The organism is Saccharothrix violaceirubra, assembly GCF_014203755.1.
Lineage (GTDB): Bacteria > Actinomycetota > Actinomycetes > Mycobacteriales > Pseudonocardiaceae > Actinosynnema > Actinosynnema violaceirubrum.
This window is the reverse complement of record NZ_JACHJS010000001.1, coordinates 2,682,711-2,701,371: the sequence shown is the minus strand read 5'-3', so window position 1 is coordinate 2,701,371 and position 18,661 is coordinate 2,682,711. Positions and strand designations below refer to the sequence as shown.

At 71.2% G+C, this 18,661-nt stretch carries 17 protein-coding genes; 12 read left to right on the top strand and 5 right to left on the bottom strand.

Annotated features, from left to right (window positions below; all coding sequences use genetic code 11):
• The first annotated feature begins 109 nt into the window (after positions 1-109).
• Positions 110-1,132, top strand: a complete 1,023-nt coding sequence (locus F4559_RS12950; protein ID WP_184668697.1) for a helix-turn-helix transcriptional regulator — start codon at positions 110-112, stop codon at positions 1,130-1,132.
• Between the two features lie 218 nt (positions 1,133-1,350).
• Here F4559_RS12950 and F4559_RS12945 read toward each other — a convergent pair whose 3' ends face one another.
• The gene (locus F4559_RS12945; protein ID WP_184668696.1) at positions 1,351-2,778 is read right to left on the bottom strand and encodes an aldehyde dehydrogenase family protein; all 1,428 of its coding nucleotides are present in this window, start codon (positions 2,776-2,778) and stop codon (positions 1,351-1,353) included.
• Between the two features lie 89 nt (positions 2,779-2,867).
• Complete coding sequence (locus tag F4559_RS12940) at positions 2,868-3,833, bottom strand: AraC-like ligand-binding domain-containing protein (RefSeq protein WP_184668695.1); 966 nt, start codon at positions 3,831-3,833, stop codon at positions 2,868-2,870.
• A gap of 251 nt (positions 3,834-4,084) precedes the next feature.
• On the opposite strand from F4559_RS12940, the gene hpaD reads away from it, so the two are divergent.
• The 9 genes from hpaD to F4559_RS12895 all read left to right on the top strand — a co-directional run bounded on the left by hpaD (position 4,085) and on the right by F4559_RS12895 (position 12,295).
• Positions 4,085-4,948: a 3,4-dihydroxyphenylacetate 2,3-dioxygenase gene (gene hpaD / locus F4559_RS12935; RefSeq protein WP_184668694.1), complete on the top strand. Its 864-nt coding sequence runs from the start codon at positions 4,085-4,087 to the stop codon at positions 4,946-4,948.
• A complete protein-coding gene (locus F4559_RS12930; protein ID WP_184668693.1) occupies positions 4,945-6,342 on the top strand; it encodes a fumarylacetoacetate hydrolase family protein in 1,398 nt (465 codons plus the stop codon). The genes hpaD and F4559_RS12930 overlap by 4 nt, the downstream gene beginning before the upstream one ends.
• The gene (locus tag F4559_RS12925) at positions 6,339-7,019 is read left to right on the top strand and encodes a GntR family transcriptional regulator (RefSeq protein ID WP_184668692.1); all 681 of its coding nucleotides are present in this window, start codon (positions 6,339-6,341) and stop codon (positions 7,017-7,019) included. The genes F4559_RS12930 and F4559_RS12925 overlap by 4 nt, the downstream gene beginning before the upstream one ends.
• On the top strand, positions 7,016-7,954 hold the full coding sequence (gene dapA, locus F4559_RS12920) for a 4-hydroxy-tetrahydrodipicolinate synthase (RefSeq protein ID WP_184668691.1): 939 nt from the start codon (positions 7,016-7,018) through the stop codon (positions 7,952-7,954). Before F4559_RS12925 ends, dapA begins: the two co-directional genes overlap by 4 nt.
• Before the next feature lie 35 nt (positions 7,955-7,989).
• A complete protein-coding gene (gene hpaE / locus F4559_RS12915) occupies positions 7,990-9,465 on the top strand; it encodes a 5-carboxymethyl-2-hydroxymuconate semialdehyde dehydrogenase (protein WP_184668690.1) in 1,476 nt (491 codons plus the stop codon).
• Between the two features lie 125 nt (positions 9,466-9,590).
• A complete protein-coding gene (locus F4559_RS12910) occupies positions 9,591-10,190 on the top strand; it encodes an SDR family NAD(P)-dependent oxidoreductase (RefSeq protein ID WP_184668688.1) in 600 nt (199 codons plus the stop codon).
• A 57-nt stretch (positions 10,191-10,247) separates the two neighbouring features.
• On the top strand, positions 10,248-11,036 hold the full coding sequence (locus tag F4559_RS12905; RefSeq protein ID WP_184668687.1) for an SDR family NAD(P)-dependent oxidoreductase: 789 nt from the start codon (positions 10,248-10,250) through the stop codon (positions 11,034-11,036).
• Positions 11,037-11,126: 90 nt separating this feature from the next.
• Positions 11,127-11,900 (top strand): molybdenum cofactor biosynthesis F family protein, encoded by a 774-nt coding sequence (locus F4559_RS12900; protein ID WP_184668686.1) that lies wholly within the window; start codon positions 11,127-11,129, stop codon positions 11,898-11,900.
• Positions 11,901-11,908: 8 nt separating this feature from the next.
• Positions 11,909-12,295, top strand: coding sequence for a nuclear transport factor 2 family protein (locus F4559_RS12895; protein ID WP_184668685.1), 387 nt, complete (start codon positions 11,909-11,911; stop codon positions 12,293-12,295).
• Between the two features lie 54 nt (positions 12,296-12,349).
• Here the strand turns inward: F4559_RS12895 and F4559_RS12890 are convergent, their stop codons facing one another.
• Positions 12,350-14,680, bottom strand: coding sequence for a diguanylate cyclase (locus F4559_RS12890; protein WP_184668684.1), 2,331 nt, complete (start codon positions 14,678-14,680; stop codon positions 12,350-12,352).
• 152 nt (positions 14,681-14,832) lie between these two features.
• Between F4559_RS12890 and F4559_RS12885 the strand changes: the two genes are divergently transcribed.
• Positions 14,833-15,504 carry a thiaminase II/PqqC family protein gene (locus F4559_RS12885; protein ID WP_184668683.1) on the top strand — a complete coding sequence of 224 codons (672 nt, stop codon included), beginning with the start codon at positions 14,833-14,835 and terminating at the stop codon, positions 15,502-15,504.
• Between the two features lie 88 nt (positions 15,505-15,592).
• Here the strand turns inward: F4559_RS12885 and F4559_RS12880 are convergent, their stop codons facing one another.
• On the bottom strand, positions 15,593-16,039 hold the full coding sequence (locus tag F4559_RS12880) for a MarR family winged helix-turn-helix transcriptional regulator (protein ID WP_184668682.1): 447 nt from the start codon (positions 16,037-16,039) through the stop codon (positions 15,593-15,595).
• Positions 16,040-16,102: 63 nt separating this feature from the next.
• On the opposite strand from F4559_RS12880, the gene F4559_RS12875 reads away from it, so the two are divergent.
• Positions 16,103-16,471 carry a VOC family protein gene (locus tag F4559_RS12875; protein WP_184668680.1) on the top strand — a complete coding sequence of 123 codons (369 nt, stop codon included), beginning with the start codon at positions 16,103-16,105 and terminating at the stop codon, positions 16,469-16,471.
• A gap of 3 nt (positions 16,472-16,474) precedes the next feature.
• On the opposite strand, the gene F4559_RS12870 is transcribed toward F4559_RS12875, so the two are convergent.
• Complete coding sequence (locus F4559_RS12870; protein WP_184668679.1) at positions 16,475-18,559, bottom strand: putative bifunctional diguanylate cyclase/phosphodiesterase; 2,085 nt, start codon at positions 18,557-18,559, stop codon at positions 16,475-16,477.
• Between the last annotated feature and the right edge of the window lie 102 nt (positions 18,560-18,661).

Below are 18,661 nucleotides of genomic sequence, written 5' to 3'. Positions count from 1 at the left end.
ACCGCATTTGACCCGCAGCGCACCGTTGGGGTGCGCTGCGGGTCAACCCTATTGTCGCGATCACATCACGCACCGTAGGTTTGACGGTCCACCCACCAGGAGGTTTCCGATGAACTCCACGCGCATCGCGGCGGCGGTGCGACTCGGTTCCGCGCTGGGCAGTGGCGCGGCGGTGGAGTGGGAAGAGGTCTTCGGGGCACTGCGCGCCGCGATGCCGCAGATGTGTGCCGTGCAGATCAACGGGTGGGACCCGGTAGTGCGCCGCTTCGTGGTGATGGCCGAGGACGGGTACAACCGGTCCAGCAGCCAGGAACTGGCCCACGAGCTGCCGCGGACGCGGTGGGGCGGCCAGCTGTTCGATTCCGCCGTGCCGTTGTTGATGACCGACAACATGCCGCACGATTTCCGTGATTCACCGCATTACCAGGAAAGGTTGAGGCCGGCCGGTTTCGAGGACGGTCTTTCGGCGGCGTTGAAGGTCGGCCGACGGCAGGTCGTGGGCGTGCTGCACATGAACGCACCCGTGCGCTACTCGTTCACCGAGGAGACCCGCGAGTTCGTGGCGTCGGTGGGCGCCGCCCTGGCCCGCCGCGTCGACCCGCTGCACTGCCCGCGCTTCGACGCGTGGTTCGACGAGCACTGGTCGGCGTCGTGGCTGCTGCCGGCCGTGGCGCCGGTGTCGGACCGCTCCCCCGCGCCGATCGCCGGCGACCCGGCGCTGCGGGCGCTGGCGGATTCGTTCGCGGGCCTGGGCGTGCGGACGGTGCCGTTCCTGTGGCCGGGCCGGGAGGGCTGGTACCGCGTCCGGCTGCTGCGCGTGGTCGACGGTCCGCGCAGCGGCGTCATCGTCGCGTGCACGCCGTTCGAGAACCACGCGGGTCTGACCGCGCGGGAACTGGACATCGCGACCGGTCTGGTGGCCGGGCTGAGCAACCAGGCGATCGCCGAGAGCCTGGTCGTGTCACGCCGGACCGTGGAGACCTACGTCGAGCGGCTGCTCACCAAGCTGGACTGCCAGTCGCGGGGCGAGGCCGCCGGCGTGGCCGCCCGTGCCGGCTACGTCCGCCCCTCGCCCACCGGCCTGGGCGAACTGTCCCGCCTGACCCGGGGCCTGGACCCCGGCTGGATCTGACCGAACGCGCGAGTTATACGTTCAGACACCGCGAGTTGTGCGTTCGGACACCATGAAATGTGCACTCGGCCTGGCATGGCCGGACAGCCTTGGTGCCTGAATGCACATTTCGCGGTGCCTGAACGTACAACTCGCGGTGTCCGAATGCATGACTCGCGAAGTGGAACGCGTCGGCGGGCTCGGGGATCGGGCGCCCGCCGACGCGTGTCTGGAGGAGATCAGGCGCCGTGGTGGATCCACACGCCCTTGACCTCGGTGTACGCGTCGATCGCGTACGGGCCCATCTCACGGCCCCAGCCGCTGGAGCGGAAGCCGCCCCACGGCGCCGCCGCGTCCGGGATGCACGGCATGTTCACGAACACCGCACCCGCGCGGATGCCGTCGGCCAGCCGGTGCGCCGAGCGCAGGTCGTCGCTCCACACCGCCGCCGCGAGGCCGTACGGCGAGTCGTTGACGCGCGCCAGCAGCTCGTCCTCGTCGTCGTAGTCCAGCACGGCGAGCACCGGGCCGAACACCTCTTCGCGGGCGATCTGCATGTCGTCCTTGACGTCCGCGAAGACCGTCGGGTGATAGAAGTTGCCCGGTCCGTCCACAACGGAACCACCGGTCGCCAACGTCGCACCGGCGGCGATCGCCCGCTGCACGAAGCCGTCCACCCGGGTCCGGTGCTCGGCCGTCACCAGTGGGCCGAGTTCGGTCGACGGGTCGGCACCCGCGCCGATGCGCAGACCGGCCACGGCGGCGGCGAGCTTCGAGGTGAACTCGTCCCGCCGCTTCGAGTCGACGTAGAGCCGCGCGTAGGCGGCGCAGACCTGGCCGCTGTTGAGCAGGCCGCCCGCGACGGTCCCGGCCACGGCGGCGTCGATGTCGGCGCTGCGGGCCACGACGGTGGGCGTCTTGCCGCCCAGCTCCAGCGTCACGCGCTTGAGGTCGGACGCCGACGCGGACACGATCGCCTGGCCCACCTCGGTGGAGCCGGTGAACGACACCTTGTCCACGCCGGGGTGCGCGACGAGCGCCTTGCCGGTCTCGGGACCACCGGTCACCAGGTTGATCACACCGGGCGGGAAGCCGGCCTCGACCGCCAGCTCGACCAGGCGGACCGTGGTCAGCGAGGTCTGCTCGGCGGGCTTGAGGACGGTGGTGTTGCCGCACGCCAGCGCGGGCGCGAGCTTCCACGCCATGATCATGAGCGGGAAGTTCCACGGCGCGATCAACGCGCACACGCCCACCGGCACGCGCCGGTCGTACTGGAGCGTGTTCGGGAACGACACCGTGTTGACCGTGCCGTCGATCTTGGTCGCCCAGCCCGCGAAGTAGCGGAAGTGCTCGGCCGCGCCGGTCACGCTCACGTTGCGCGCGATGCCCAGCGGCTGGCCCTGGTCGCTGGTCTCGAGCGCGGCCAGCTCGTCGCCGTCGGCCTCGATCAGGTCCGCGAGCTTCCAGAGCAGCTTGGCCTTGACCGACGGCGGGGTCGCGGTCCAGGAGGGCAGCGCGTTGCGGGCCGAGGCGACCGCCGCGTCGACGTCCGCGGCCGACGCCGAGGCCACGTGCGCCAACGCCGCACCGGTCGCCGGGTCGGTCGTGGTGAACGAATCCGCACCGTCGACCCAACGGCCGTCGATGTACAGAGCTGTCGAGCGCATTTCGGCTCCCCTCCACAGGTATTTCCGGCGGTAAGTGTGGGGCGGGGGCGACCGGATCAGTTTGAATACACGCGCACAGGACTTGACCGTCAGCGCGCCCGGTGTTCGACGCTGCGCTGACGGTATTCCGACGGGGACAAGCCGTACTCCGACTTGAACGCGCGACTGAGGTAGGACGCGTCCACCAGCCCCCAGCGGGCACCGATGACGCCGATCGCCAACTGGTGCTTGCCCGGGTCGGCGAGGTCCTGCCCGCAGCGCTCCAACCGGCGGTGCCTGATCCACGCGGACACGGTCGTCCCGGCCTCGCTGAACAGTTTGTGCAGGTAGCGGGTCGAGATGTGGTGGGCCGCGGCGATGTCGCCGGGCGACAGCTCGGGGTCCTCCAGGTGCGCCTCGACATAGGACTTGATCTTCACGAGCATCGCCGCCCGGGTGCTCTCGGCGGGCACGTCGGTGTACTCGACCTGGTCGGCCAGCGCCGTGCCGAGCAGGTCGACGACGTTGCGCGCGAGCCGCACGCTGCCGTGCACCTGCGGGTCGTCGATGTTGCGGGCCAACTGCACGAGCGTCGTGCTGACGATTCCACTCACGCCCTGGCCGCCGACGAACCGCACGGCGGTCAGGTTCTCCACCTGTCCACTCGGGAGGCACAGCATCGAACGGGGGAACATGAGGACCAAAGTGGACGACACGTCCTCGAAGGCCAATGTGTACGGACGCGTCACGTCGTAGATGGCGAAATCACCGGGGCGCAAAGCGGCCTGCCGGCCGTCCTGGCTCAGCTTCGCGGTGCCGTGCAACTGGAGGCTGAGCTTGTAGAAGTCCGGCGCCGCACGGGAGATCGTGCGCGCGGTCCGTCGCACCGTGTGCGCGTCCGCGGACGCTTCGTACACGGAGACGCTGCCCAGGCTCTGGCCGCGCAGCCGGCCCCGGAACGGGCCGTGCTCGCCGGTCGTCGCTTCCAGGGGCACGAAGGTCTGCGAGACGGCCGACTGCCACAGGTCGAACTGCTGTGTGGCGGGCACGCCCGTGGTGCTCAGCGAGTAGGACACGAATCGCCCTCCTTGGCGTGCCATGTGACACTGGGTGACGCACAGTAGGTCCGCGGGCCACCCTCCCGTCAAGGGTCCGTTGCCAGACCGTGAACGGCAAGTCAACCGGTGCACTCGCGGACAACGTCCGTGCGTCGCTAGTCAACACCACAGTAGCTCCGTCCTGTTAGACCTTCAGGGCGGGCTTCGAAGTCGATCGCTCGCCCGGATCGTATGCGATCCGCTACACGATCCCCTATGCGGAGGTGACCATGGGTGAGGTAGTGCTGGCCGCCAAGATCACGCACGTCCCGTCGATCTGGCTCTCCATCCAACCCGGGAAGAACTACGGCATCCGCCGTCCCGCCGAGCTCGGCCTGGCCGAGATCGGCCGTCGGGCCCGCGAGCGCGGCGCCGACACATTCGTGGTCGCCGATTCGCACTGGATGAACAGCATGGGCTTCCACGTGAACGGGAAGGCCAGGCACCAGGGCAGCTACGCGTCGCACGAGCTGCCGCACTTCATCTCGGACCTGGAGTACGACTACCCCGGTGACGCGGAGCTGGCCGAGCTGATCGGCGAGGAGATCCGCGCCGGCGGGCAGAAGTCCATGGTGCACGACGTCCGCGACCTCGGCCTCGAGTACGCGACGCTGGTGCCGATGCACTTCATGAACCGCGAGGAGAAGCCGCTGCGGGTCCTCCCGATCGGGTGCAACATCTACTCGACGATCGAGGAGAACCGGCGCGTGGGCGAGGCCATCGCCCGTGCCGCGCTGCGCAGCGACCGCAAGATCGCCTTCCTGGCCAGCGGTTCGCTGTCGCACCAGTTCCCGCCGAACGAGATCTCGTCGGAGTACCTGAACACGATCAGCAACCCGTACAACGAGCAGATCGACCGGCTCGTGCTCGACCAGTGGCGTGAGGGCCGCATCGCGGAGTTCCTGTCCGCGCTGCCCGCCTACAACCAGCGCTGCACCGGCGAGGCCGCGATGGCCGACACCGGCATGCTGTTCGGCATCCTCGGGTGGGACTCCTACGACGGTCACGGCGAGCAGCTGTGCGACTACTTCCCGAGCAGCGGTACCGGCCAGGTCATCGTCGACTTCCCCGTCCCGGATCGGTTGCGTTCATGAGCCACCCCCTCGGCCTCCGGCCGTCCAAGATCATCGCCGTCCACCTGAACTTCCGCAGCCGCGCCGCCGAGCGCGGGCGGTTCCCGGACGAGCCGTCGTACTTCGTCAAGCCGCCGTCGTCGCTGGCCTGGTCGGACACGGAGCTGGTCCGCCCGAAGGGCACCGAGCTGTCCGCGTTCGAGGGCGAGATCGCCATCATCATCGGCCGGTTCGCCAAGAACGTCTCCCGCGCCGACGCGTGGGAGTACATCGCGGGCGTGGCGCCGGCCAACGACTTCGGCGTGCACGACCTGCGCTACGCCGACCGCGGCTCGAACCTGCGCAGCAAGGGCTCCGACGGCTACACCCCGATCGGCCGGGTCCTCGACCCCGCCGACCTGGACCTGAAGAACCTGCGGCTGCGCACGTGGGTCAACGGCGAGGTCGTCCAGGACGACAACACGTCCGACCTGCTGTTCGACTTCGCGTACCTGATCGCGGACCTGTCACGCACGATCACCCTGGAGCCCGGCGACATCATCCTCACCGGTACCCCCACCGGTGCCACGACGTGTCAGCCCGGTGACGTGGTCGAGGTCGGCATCGACGACCACGAGCGCCTGCGCAACGTCATCGTCGAGTCCGACGACGAGCTGCCCAAGCCGGGCGCCCAGCCGAAGGTCACGCAGGTCGACAAGGACGCGGCCGTCGGCGGCGCGGTCCCCGCGATCAAGCCGGAGACCGAGAAGATGCTCCGCGAGGTCTGCACGGCGACGATCTACAGCCAGCTCCGCAAGCGCGGCATCCACCACACGTTCTTCACCGGTCTCAAGCCCGCGCGCACGGACCTGAAGATGGTGGGTGTGGCCCACACGCTGCGGTTCCTGCCGCTGCGCGAGGACCAGTTCGCCGAGCGCGGCAACGGCATGAACGCGCAGAAGCGCGCCGTCGAGTCGATCGGCCCCGGCCAGATCCTCGTCATCGACGCCCGTGACGACCACGGCGCCGGCACGCTCGGCGACATCCTGGCCGCGCGCCTGATCAAGCGCGGCGCGGCGGGCGTGGTCTCCGACGGCTGCTTCCGCGACAGCCCGATGTTCGCCGACCTCGAACTGCCCTCCTACAGCGCGGGCGCCCACGCGGCCGTCCTGGGCCGCAAGCACGTGCCGTGGGAGGTCGGCGTGGACATCGCGTGCGCGGGCGTCCTCGTCCGGCCGGGCGACATCCTCGTGGGTGACGCCGAGGGCGTCATCCTCATCCCGCCGGCCCTGGTGGACGAGGTCGCCCGCGACTCCGTCCAGCAGGAACACGAGGAGAAGTTCATCCTCGAACGCGTGGAGGCCGGCGAGTCCATCGACGGGCTCTACCCGCTGGGCAAGGCCAAGCGGGCCGAGTACGAGGAGTGGGCGCGATGACCGTGCCGGTGCTCGCCGGCCGGTCGAAGACCCAGTACGCCTACGAGGTCCTGCGGGACCGCATCGTCGGGGGCCGCTACGGCCCCGGCTCGCGGCTCGTGTTCGACCGGATCGCGCGGGAGCTGGGCGTGAGCCCGGTTCCGGTACGGGAGGCGGTGCGCCGCCTCCAGGCGGAGGGCTGGGTGGTCTTCGAACCGAACGTCGGCGCGCAGGTCGCCGACTTCGCCCAGGACGAGTACCGGCACACCATGGAGGCGCTCGCGCTCCTGGAGGGCCACGCGGTCGCCACCGCGCGGCTCACCAACGCCATCCTGGACCGCGCCGAGCTGCTCAACGCCATGATGCGGGAGACGCTGGCGGTGTTCGACCCGCTCGGCTTCACCCGCCTCAACCGGGAGTTCCACCTCCTGCTGTGCGACCGGTCGCCCAACCCCAGATTGCGCGACCTGATCACGAAGGAGTGGGCGCGGCTCGACCTGAGCCGCCGCTCCACCTTCAGTCTCGTGCCCGGACGGGCCAGGGAGTCCGTCGAAGAGCACGACGAATTGCTGCGCCTGCTCCGTGCCGGCGCACCCGCCGAGGTCGTCGAGCGCTTCGCCCGCGACCACAAGCTCAACACCCTCCGCGCGGTCGACAGCAAGTCCGCCGCTCCGCTCCCAGGGGAGTCCACGCCATGAGGTTCCGTTCCGACCCGACGACCATCAAGGGCTCCATCGCCCCCGTCGTCACCCCGTTCACCGCGACCGGTGAGCTCGACACCGACAGCCTGCGCAACCTCGTGCGCTGGCAGAAGGAGCAGGGCTCGCACGGCATCTCCATCGGCGGCTCCACCGGCGAGCCCCTCGTCCAGTCCCTGGACGAGCGCAAGACCGCGCTGCGCGTCGTGGCCGACGAGATCGGCGACGAGATCCCGTTCCTGCCCGGCACCGGTGCCAGCACGCTGGAGAGCACGCTGGAGCTGACCGGCTACGCCAAGGACCTGGGCGCCGACCTCGCGCTGGTCATCACGCCGTACTACAGCAGGCCCACCCAGGAGGGTCTGTTCCAGTGGTACCACACGGTGGCCAACGAGTACCCGGACCTGCCGATCGTGGTCTACAACGTGCCGTCGCGCACCGCCGTGGACATCGCGCCCGAGACCGTCGCCCGCCTGCGCAAGGCGAACGACAACATCGTCGGCATCAAGGAGACCACGAAGGACTTCGAGCACTTCTCGCACGTGCTGCACCAGTGCGGCCGTGACTTCCTGATGTGGTCGGGCATCGAGCTGCTGTGCCTGCCGCTGCTGGCGATCGGCGGCCGGGGCTTCGTCTCGGCGCTGGCCAACCTGGCGCCGGCCGCCGTGGCGAAGATGTACGAGCTGTACGAGGCGGGCGACCACCAGGGCGCCATCGACCTGCACTACCGCCTGCACCCGCTGGTCGACCTGCTGTTCGTGGAGACCAACCCGGCGCCCGCGAAGCACGTGCTCGCCGACCTGGGCCACATCTCGTCGGGCTACGTCCGCCCGCCGCTGGTCGAGCCCACCCCGGCCGGCCTGGAGAAGATCAACAAGCTCCGCGCCCAGGCCGAGGACCTGCTGCTCCCGGCCAAGGCCAAGGCCAAGGCCTGACCGACCGTCCTTCCGCACCACAGGAGTTCACACCCATGAGCATCCCTACCGAGCTGCTGCACCACATCGACGGCAAGGACGTGCCCAGCGTCAGCGGTGAGACCTTCGCCGTCGCCGACCCGGTCGGCAACAAGGAGTACGGCCGCGTCGCCGCGGGCGACAAGGCCGACATCGAGCTGGCCGTCGCCGCCGCCAAGAAGGCGTTCGAGGAAGGCCCGTGGCCGCGCCTGTCCGACCGCGAGCGGGCCAACGTGCTGGTCCGCATCGCCGACGCGATCGAGGCCCGCTCGGAGCGCCTGGCCGAGCTGGAGACCTTCGACACCGGCCTGCCGGTGACCCAGGCCAAGGCCCAGGCCCACCGCGCCGCCGAGAACTTCCGCTACTTCGCCGACGTCATCGTCGGCCAGCACGAGGACGCGTTCCTCGTCGGCGAGAAGCAGGTCAACTACGCGGTCCGCCAGCCGGCCGGCGTCGCGGGCCTGATCACGCCGTGGAACACGCCGTTCATGCTGGAGACCTGGAAGCTGGCACCGAGCCTCGCGTCCGGCTGCACCGTGGTCCTCAAGCCCGCCGAGTGGTCGCCGCTGTCGGCCAGCCTGCTGCCGGAGATCATGAAGGAAGCCGGCGTCCCGGACGGCGTCTTCAACCTCGTGCACGGCATCGGCGAGTACGCCGGCGCCGCGCTGGTCGAACACCCGGACGTGCCGCGCATCTCCTTCACCGGCGAGAGCGGCACCGGCCAGATCATCATGCGCACCGCGGCGAACAACCTGAAGGAGGTGTCCATGGAGCTGGGCGGCAAGTCGCCGTGCGTGGTCTTCGAGGACGCCGACTTCGACCGCGCCGTGGACGCCGCCGTGTTCGGCGTGTTCTCGCTCAACGGCGAGCGCTGCACGGCCAGCTCGCGCGTGCTGGTCCAGCGGGGCATCTACGACAAGTTCGTGGCCGCGCTCGCCGAGCGCGCCAAGAACGTGCGCGTGGGCCTGCCGTCGGACCCGAAGACCGAGGTCGGCGCCCTGATCCACCCCGAGCACTACGCGCGGGTCATGGAGTACGTCGAGATCGGCAAGACCGAGGGTCGCGTCGTCGCCGGCGGCGGCAAGCCCGAGGGCCTGCCCGAGGAGGGCAACTTCCTCTCGCCGACCGTCTTCGCCGACGTCCCGCCGACCGCGCGGGTCTTCCAGGAGGAGATCTTCGGGCCGGTCGTCTGCGTGACGCCGTTCGACACCGAGGAAGAGGGTGTCGAGCTGGCCAACGCCACCAAGTACGGCCTGGCCGCGTACGTGTGGACCGCGAACCTCCAGCGCGGCCACCGCGTCGCGCGGGCGATCCAGTCCGGCATGGTGTGGATCAACTCGCACAACGTCCGCGACCTGCGCACGCCGTTCGGCGGCATCAAGGCCTCGGGCGTGGGCCGCGAGGGCGGTGCGCACAGCATCGACTTCTACAGCGACACGCGCGCGATCCACGTGGCCGTCGGCGACCTGAAGCCCCCTCGCTTCGGTGCCTGAGGTCACAGCCCCGCGAGCCTGACAGGGCTTGTGGTTGCTCGACTGTGAACAGCCGTTGACCGCGGGTGCACCCTCGTGCCGGGACCTCTCGGCACGAGGGTGTCTCGCGATCTAGCGTCCGGCGCATGGTTATGGACGGCAAGGTCGCGCTGGTCACCTGGGCGGGCTCGGGTGTGGGCGCGGCGGTGGCGCACCGACTCGACGCCGCCGGTGCCAGGGTCGCGGTGCTCGACGCGGACTCCACGGCCGTGGAGCGGGTCGGCGCCGACCTCTGGTGCGGCATGGCGGTCCGCGCGGACGCGTCCGACCCGGCGCAGCTCGCGTCCGGTGTGGACGCGGTCGTCGACCACTACGGCCGGCTCGACGTGCTGGTCACCACCGCGCCGTGGACCGGGCCGTGCACCGAGCTGTCCACTGTGGACATAGACGACGAGCGGTGGCACGCCACCCTGGGTGCCGGGCTCGACGCCACGTTCTACGCCACCCGGGCCGCGCTGCGGGTGATGCGCTCGGGCGTACTGGTCGCCGTGACGGCGCAGTGCACGCACGCGCTGCACCGGTCGGTGCTCGCGGGCGGCGTGGACGCCCTGGTCCAGGCGGTGGCCAAGGAGGCCGCGCCGCTGGGCCTCCGGGTGCACGCCGTGACCACCGCCTGCCCGCCCGACCTGGCCGAAGCCGCCGAACGGGTCCACGACCTGGTCGCCGACGCCCCCGGCCGGCCCTGACCTGAGACCCCCGCGGCGTCCCACGCGCCGAGGCCGCACAACAAGTTGGAGAGTGCCATGAGGTTTGCCGACCGGGTCGCCCTGATCACCGGTGCGGGTACCGGCATCGGAGCGGCGACCGCCGCGCGCCTGGCCGCCGAAGGCGCCAAGGTCGTGCTCACCGGGCGCCGCCCCGACCCGCTCAACGAGGTCGCCGCGGGCCTCGGCGACGCCGCGCTCGTCGTGCCGGCCGACGCCGCCGACAGCGCCGCCATGGCCAACGTGATCGAGAAGGCGCACGAGCGCTTCGGCCGCGTGGACCTCGTCGTCGCCAACGCCGGCGGCCACGGCCTGGGCACCGCGACCGACACCTCCGACGACGACTGGAAGCTCGCCCTGGACGCGAACCTGACCAGCGCGTTCGTCACCGTCCGCGCCGCGCTGCCGGACCTGGTCGACGGCGGCGGCTCGGTCGTGTTCGTCTCGTCGCTGGCCGGTCTGTTCGCCGGTCCGGCCGTGGCCGGCTACACCGCCACCAAGCACGCGCTCATCGGCCTGACCCGCTCGATCGCCCGCGACTACGGCAAGCACGGCGTGCGCGCCAACGCCGTGTGCCCCGGCTGGGTCCGCACGCCCATGGCCGACATCCAGATGGCCCACATCGGCGAGACCAAGGGCCTGTCCCGCGAAGAGGCGTACACGCTCGTCACCGAGAACACCCCGCTGCGCCGCCCCGCCGAGGCCGACGAGATCGCCAACGTGATCGCGTTCCTCGCCGGGCCCGAGTCCTCCGCCGTCACCGGCATCTACCTGACCGCGGACTCCGGCGCCAGCGCCGTCGACCTGCCCACCATCGCGCTCGCCTGAGCCCACACCTGGCTCAGCGACACCCTGTCTGGGCCACATCCCGTCTGAGCCACATCCCGTCTGAGCCACACCCCGTCTGGGAGGACACCGTTGTCTGACTGGAAGACCGTAGACGATTTCGCCAAGGGCATCGACGGCAACCGGTTGCCGCGCAGCTCGGCCCTTGTCGGCACCCGCTGGGTGCTGCGCCACGACGACGGCGTGACCACCGAACTGTCGTTCGTGGACGAGTCCACCGTGAACTGGTCCGTCGGCGACGCGTCCGGCACCGACCGCTACGACGCGGTCGAGGGCGTGCCCGGCACGTTCTTCGTCGAGCGCACGACCGACGCGAACGAGCGCGTGGCCGAGGTGCACGTCGTGCACGTGGCGAACCGACGGGTGCTCACCGTCGAGTCGACCATCGCCGCCGAGAAGGTCGACGGCGTGCCGCAGGTGTCACAGCGGTTCCGGCCGGGCGTGCTGGACCTGGGCGACGGCGTCGAGGCGTCGGGCGAGGCGCCGGCCGAGACCCGTGAGCTGATCGGGTTCCGGGCGCTCTACCGCTACAGCCCGAACCACCTGTACGAGCACGTGTACCTGTCCTCGACCCGGTACGCCTGGCAGTGCCTGGTCGGCGAGCAGTTCGGGCACGGCGACGTGGACCTGGCGACCGCGTACAAGATCGCGGACAACCAGTACGTGTTCACGTTCCGCGAGTTCCGCATCCCGGTCGCCACGACCTGGCTCTACGACATGGACGCCCTGCGCACGACGGGCGCGTTCTTCGGCCTGTCCGGTGCCGGCGACATCCGCAACGCGCCCGGCGGCGCGTTCATCATCCCGTTGGGCCGGGTGTCCTACCCCAACGAAGAACCCGTGTGAGGAAGCAGATGACCGCATACGACGTCGTCAAGGGCCACTACGCCGCATCCGAACGGGGTGACCTGGCGGGCATGCTCGGCGTGCTCGCCGACGACGCCACCTGGACCGAGTGCGACGGCACGACCTACGCCGGCACGTACACCGGTGTCGAGGCGATCAAGGAGAACGTGTTCTTCAAGATCGGCGCGGACTGGTCGTCGTTCGCGGCGAACGTGGACGAGCTGTTCGACGCGGGCGACACCGTGATCGCGCTGGGCCGCTACGCCGGCACCCACCGCGCGACCGGCAAGTCCATGACCGCCCGGTTCACCCACATCTGGAAGGTGGCCGACGGCAAGGTCACCTCGTTCGAGCAGGTCGCCGACTCGTCGCTGATCCTGGCCGCCGAGTCCTGAGTCCCCGCGAGACCCACCGCCCGGTGTGACCGTCCCCCGGTCCGCCGGGCGGTGTCACGCCCGCTCCCACCGCGCCCGGGAGCGGGATGCCCGTCCGGGTGCGCGGTGCGCGGTCGCCTCCCTGACCGCCACCGCGTGCCCCGACGCCCGCAGCGCCAGGAAGAGGTCGACCACGTCCGGGTCGAGCACGGTCGCGCGGGCGGCCCGCAGTTCGTCGGCCGCCTTGTCGGCCGGGGTGCCCGCCGCGAGCAGGGCGGCCCAGGTGTCGCAGACGGCCACGATGCGGGCCTCGATCCGGGCTCCGTCCCACGGGTCGCGGTACCGACGCACCACCTCGGCCACGTCGTCGTGGTCGGGCGCGACCGCGACCAGCAGGGCACCGGTCTCGACATGCCCCTCGCGTCCGACCGGTCCGGTGCCGGCCGCACTCCCCGGAGGCTTCGGGGACGCGGCCACGACGTCCAGCCCACTCCCTCCCGGGCCGGCGTCGACCACGCCTTCCGAACCCGGCACCGGGGACCTCGTCGCCGCGCCCCCACCACCCCGGGCCCGCACCGACGACGCGGGCCCGACGGCACCGCCACCGGCCACTCCTCCCGAGGATCGGCCGTGGACCGGGAGTCGGTCGAAGGCGTGGTGCTCGGTGTGACCGCAGGCGGCCCGTTCCAGCACCGCCCACAGGCACGGGTGGGCGATCAGGCCGACGTCCAGCAGACGGCCCGCGCGGCGGGCGGTGCGGACCTGGGCCGGGTCGAGGCTCAGGCGTTCGGCGAGCGTGCGCGCCCACTCCGCGACCTCCGCCGACCGGCCGGGCGTGCCGCGTGCGGCGTCCACCGCGTCGGCGAGCCGGTCGAGGTAGTCGTCCGGCTCGCCGTCGGGCGGCTGGGTGGCGGACGGCTGGGTGGCGAACGACTGGGCGGCACCGGCGACGGCGCGGTCGCGCCCCTCCTCCTTCGCCCGGTAGAGCGCCTGGTCGGCCGAGGTCACCAGGGCCGACGCACTGCCGTGGTGCGGTGCGAACGAGGCCGTGCCCGCCGACACCGTGACCGTCACCGAGTGGCGTCCGCCGACCTCGATCGGCGTGCGGGACACGGCGCCGCGCAGGCGCTCGGTCAACTCGACCAGGCAGGGCCCGGCCACGCCGACGGCCAGCAGCGCGAACTCCTCGCCGCCGTGCCGGGCCAGCACGGCACCCGACCCGGCGACCGCGCGCAGCCGGGCCGCGATCTCCACCAGCACCCGGTCGCCGCCGGGGTGGCCGAACCGGTCGTTGATGGACTTGAAGCGGTCCACGTCCAGGATCACCACGCCCAGGTCCGCGCCCGTGCGCCGACTCCGGGCGACCTCGGCGTCCAGGCACGCCTCGAAGTGCCGCCGCCCGTACAGGCCGGTGAGGCTGTCGGTGATCGCGAGCCGGCGCTGGTCCACCGCGAGCCCGGCCAGGCGGCTCGCGATGAGCGCGAACAGCACCGCGCACCCCGCCGCGAGCACGGGCACGTCCCGTTGCTCGCCGTGGAAGTACTGCACTATCAACACGATCGGCCCCACGATCGCGCCCGCCGCCAGCACGACCAGGCGCGGCCACGTAAGCCGGGCGGGCGCGGGTTCGGCGGGCCGGGCGAGCACGCCCATGGACGGGTGCAGGGCGGCGGCGCCCAGGGCGAGGTTGCCGGTGAGCCAGATGGCGTCGAGGAAGTTGCCCGCCGCGTACGTCTGCGAAAGGCGTTGCAGGACGTAGACCGTATCGGCGGTGAGGATGGCCGCGAGCCAGCCCGTGAGCAGCACGAACGACGCCCCGCGCGCACCCGCGCCGAACAGCAGGCGCAACGCGGCCAGCAGCAGCGCCAGGTCCATCACCGGGTAGCCCAGCGAGGCGAGTTCGACCGGCAGCGGCGTGCCCAGGCGGGTCTGCGGTCCGATCACGAACACCCAGGACAGCACACCGGCCGCGACCGTGAGGGACAGGGCGTCGAGCAGGCCGGGCAGGTCGCGGTCGCGGCGTCGGCGGCGGATCAACAGCAGGAGGGCCACGACGGCGAGCGGGTAGTGCGCGAGGTAGAGGACGTCCGCCACCGACGGGTATTCGGTGTGCAGCAGGACGTAGTGCGCGGTGTAGAACGTCGTGTCGGCGGCGGCGTAGACGAGTTGGCCCAGCCCCAGGAAGATCCACGGCGCCCGGTGCTCGGGGCGGTGCCGGCGCAGTCCCCACCCGACCGCGACGGCGGCCGAGGCGCTCACCGCGCAGTAGACCAGGACGCGCAGCGGGATCGTGCCCACGAAGATCGGCAGGGCGTAATAGACGCCGACGGCGGCCAGCCCGACGACGAGGTAGTACCACCAGAGTCGGTCCCGTGTCGCGACCGACCCGGTTCCTGCGGCGCGCAATCCCTGCTCCCGTCTGCGTCATCGGGTGCGGCCATGAGACCGGTGATCCGAAGCGCCGTCAATGGGTGTCGGCCGACTCGTCATCCGGGTGCTGTGGAATCCGGGTCGCCCCCGATAGTGTGACGTCGCGACGACAAAGGGGGACGACCGGCATGGCGGGAAGCGGCGCGGAACTTCTGGCGCGGGTCCGACGGGAGATCGGCGGCGGCGAGAATCTGTTGGTTCCACTCATCGCCGCAGGTCAGGCCCCTGTGGAGACCTTGCGCGCGTTCGCGGCCGAGGAGTTCCACATCGTGCGCAGCGATTGGCGAGCATTCCTCGCCTTGGCCGCGCAGTCGAACGTCCAGGCGCAACGCGAGTTCTTCTCGACCGTGGCTTCGGGAGAGGGACTCGCATTGGCGAAGCTGCGGGATTTCGCCGCCGCGACCGGTTTGTCGGACGACGACCTGGCCACGTACCGGCCGCTTCCGGGTTGCCAGTCGTACCCGGCCTACGTGGCCTGGCTGACGCTCAACGGCGACCCGCACGACGCCCTCCTGGCGATTCTCGCGAACTTCGCCGAATGGGGCGGCTATTGCGCCGCGATCGCCAAGGCGCTGCGCGAGCACTACGGCTTCGACGCCGAGGGCACCGCGTTCTTCGACTTCTTCGCCGAACCGGCGCCCGAGCTGGACGCGTTGGGCCTGCGGGCGTTGGACGACGTGCTCGCCACCGGCTGGACCCCCGACCGCGCCATCGGGTACGCCCGCCTCCTCCACGCGTACGAGCTGTCGTTCTGGAACACCCTCGCCCACTCGCGCGAGTCCGCCACTCCGGCACCCTGAAACACGCACCCTGAAACACACGCTCGGACACCCTGAAACACACGCTCGGGCCCGTCGCCGATGAGAACGCTCAGGCCCGGCGTCGCTCCTATGCCTCGCCCTCGCGCAGGGAACGGACCATGCTCCGCAGGATCCGGAACGCCGCCGCCCGCTCGTCCCCGCCCAACCCGGCCAGCATCCGGTCCTCGACGGACCGCACCGCCGCGGTCGCCTTCCCCAGGCTGCGCCGACCGCGCGGCGTGAGCCGCGTGGGGAGCACCTTCCCGACGGGCGCCGCCTCGGGTCTGGTCACGTAGCCGTCCCGTTCCAGGGACCGGAGCAGCACGTTCATCGTCTGCCGGGTCACGAACGCGCCCCGCGCGAGTTCGGAGTTCGACAGACCCGGCCGCTGCGCCAGCAACTCCAGACAGGCGTAGTGCGTCACGCTCATCCCCAGCGGGCGCAACACCTCCTCCATCGCCACGCGCAGGGCACTCGACGCCTCCTTGAGCAGGTAACCCAGCGAGGTCTCCAGGTCGATCCCGTCTTGACTCATGTCAGTATTCTGACATACCTTGTCCCGTGTCAGAAGACTGACACACGACGAAGGAGCACGGACATGCCCACCACCGGACCCGACTTCATCTCGCTGCAGGCCCGCGACCTCGCCGCCTCGCAGGCGTTCTACGAGCGGTACCTCGGCCTCGTGCGCTCACCGGCCGGACCGCCGCACGCCGTCGTCTTCGAGACGAAGCCGATCGCGTTCGCCCTGCGCGACATCGTCCCGGGCACCGATCCGGACGCCGTCGCCCAACCCGGCATCGGCGTCGCCATCTGGTTGCACGCCACGGACGTCCAGGACATCCACGACGCCTTGGCCGCCGACGGCCACACCATCGTGTCCGCGCCGATCGACGGCCCCTTCGGCCGGACGTTCACCTTCGCCGACCCCGACGGCTACCGGATCACCCTGCACGACCGCGCCTGACGGTCAGGCCGGCCACTTGTCGGGGAGGTCGGGGCGGCCGAACAGGTAGCCCTGGGCGAACGCGCAACCGGCGTCGCGCAGCCACGCGGCCTGGGCCGGCGTCTCGATCCCCTCGGCGACGGTGTGCGCGCCCAGGACCTCGGCCAGGTCGATGATGCAGCGCACCACGCCCGCGGTCCGGGCCGTGTCGCCCAGGGCCCACGTGAACGACTTGTCGATCTTCACCACGTCGAACGGGTAGCGCTGGAGGTAGCTCAGCGACGAGTACCCGGTGCCGAAGTCGTCCAGGGCGACGCGCACGCCCGTGCCCCGCACCTCCATCAACGCCTTCATGGCCGACTCGTCCGCCCACACGGACTCGGTGACCTCCAGCGTCAACCGCGCGGGCGGCAGCCCGGTCGTGGCCAGCGCGCGGTCCAGCGAGGTCAGGAACGACGCGGACGAGAGCTGCCGCGTCGACACGTTCACCGTCACGCCCAGCATCCGCCCCTGCGTGTGCCAGCGCACCGCCTGCTCGCACGCGCCGACCAGGACCCGGTTGCCCAGCGGCACGATCAGGCCCGTCTCCTCGGCCAGGTCGATGAACGCGCCCGGCCCGAGCAGCCCGTGGCCGGGCCGCTGCCACCGCACCAGGGCCTCGAAGCCGGTCACCGCCGACGTCGCCAGGTCCACGATCGGCTGGTAGTGCAGCACCAGTTGACCTTCGTCCACGGCGACGCGCAGGTCGGCCTTGTCGCGCTGGCGTGCCAGGAGCCGCTCCCCCATCTCGCGCCGGAACACCCGGATCCGGGCGCCGCCCTCGCGCTTGGCCACGTACATCGCGGTGTCCGCGTCGCGCAGCAGCACGGCCGTCGGCATGCCCGGCTCGGCCGCCACCGAGATGCCCACGCTCGCCCGCACGACGACCTCGTAGCCCATGCCTGTGAGCGGCCGGCCCAGTTCGGTGAGGATGTGGGTGGCCAGGCGGGCGGCCTCGCGCACGTCGTGGCCGGGCGCCAGCACGGCGAACTCGTCACCGCCCAGGCGGGCCACGGTCGCGACCGGACCGGCCGCCCGGTTGATCCGCTCGGCCGCCGACACCAGGTAGCGGTCGCCCGCCTCGTGCCCCTCGGTGTCGTTGACCTCCTTGAACTGGTCGAGGTCGAGCACCAGCAGGCCGACGACCTCGCCGGTGCGCAACGCCTCGTCCACCAGGTGCAGGAAGTGCGCCCGCGACACCAGGCCGGTCAGCTCGTCGCGTTCCGCGCGGGTGCGCAGCGCGTCCTCGAGTTGCCGACGCTTGCTCACGTCCACGGCCGCGATCACGGTGTGGTCCGGGCCTTCCACGGACACCGCGTGCACGGACAGCACCCGGCTCGTCCCGTCCGCCCGGTCGACGCGCACCTCGTACGGGTCGTCGTCGGTGCGGCAGCCGCGTTCGCACCGCGACACGTCCGGGCCGTGCGGGCACGGCACCGGACCGGGGTCGAGCAGGGCGTTCGCGCGGGCGTTGCGCAGTCGCGGCGTCCCGGTGGCGTCGACCAGCACCAGGCCGACCGGGCTCGCACGCACGACCGCCTCGACGGTCCGGTGCGCGTCGCGGACCAGACCGGCCGAGCGCACGACCTCGTACAGCGCCGTCGTGCCGACGAGCAGGCCCGCCAACGGCATCACGCTGCCGAACGTGATGCTGCCCGAGCCGAACACCATCGACCCGAGCAGGCCCAGCGCGTACCCGACGACGACCGGCAACGCCTTGAAGGGGAACCGGTGTTCGCCCCCGCGCGACGACCGCCGCACGGTCACCGCGAACAGGAAGCCCACGATCGGCTGCGAGGTCGGCAGCACGGCGAACGCGCCGCACGCGACCAGCCCCTCGATCAGCGGGACGACCCACGGGTCGCGGTCGGGCAGCAGCAGCCACGTGGCGACGACGACGAGCACCAGCGCCACGACGGCGAAGCACAGCGGGCCCGTGCCGGAGTACACCAGCTGGAAGGCGAACGCGGCACCGGACAACCACGAGAACACCTTGATCAGCAACATGATCCGGCGCAGCCCGGCGGACGGCGGTGCCTCGTCCACCGGCGGGCGGGTTGGACGAGCCAAGCCCGGTTACCCCCATATCGCGTAACGGCATTGCACTGGGAAGCCCGCACTATCCCGATCACGTCAACATTTGACAACCGCCATTCGGGCTATCGCCGTGGT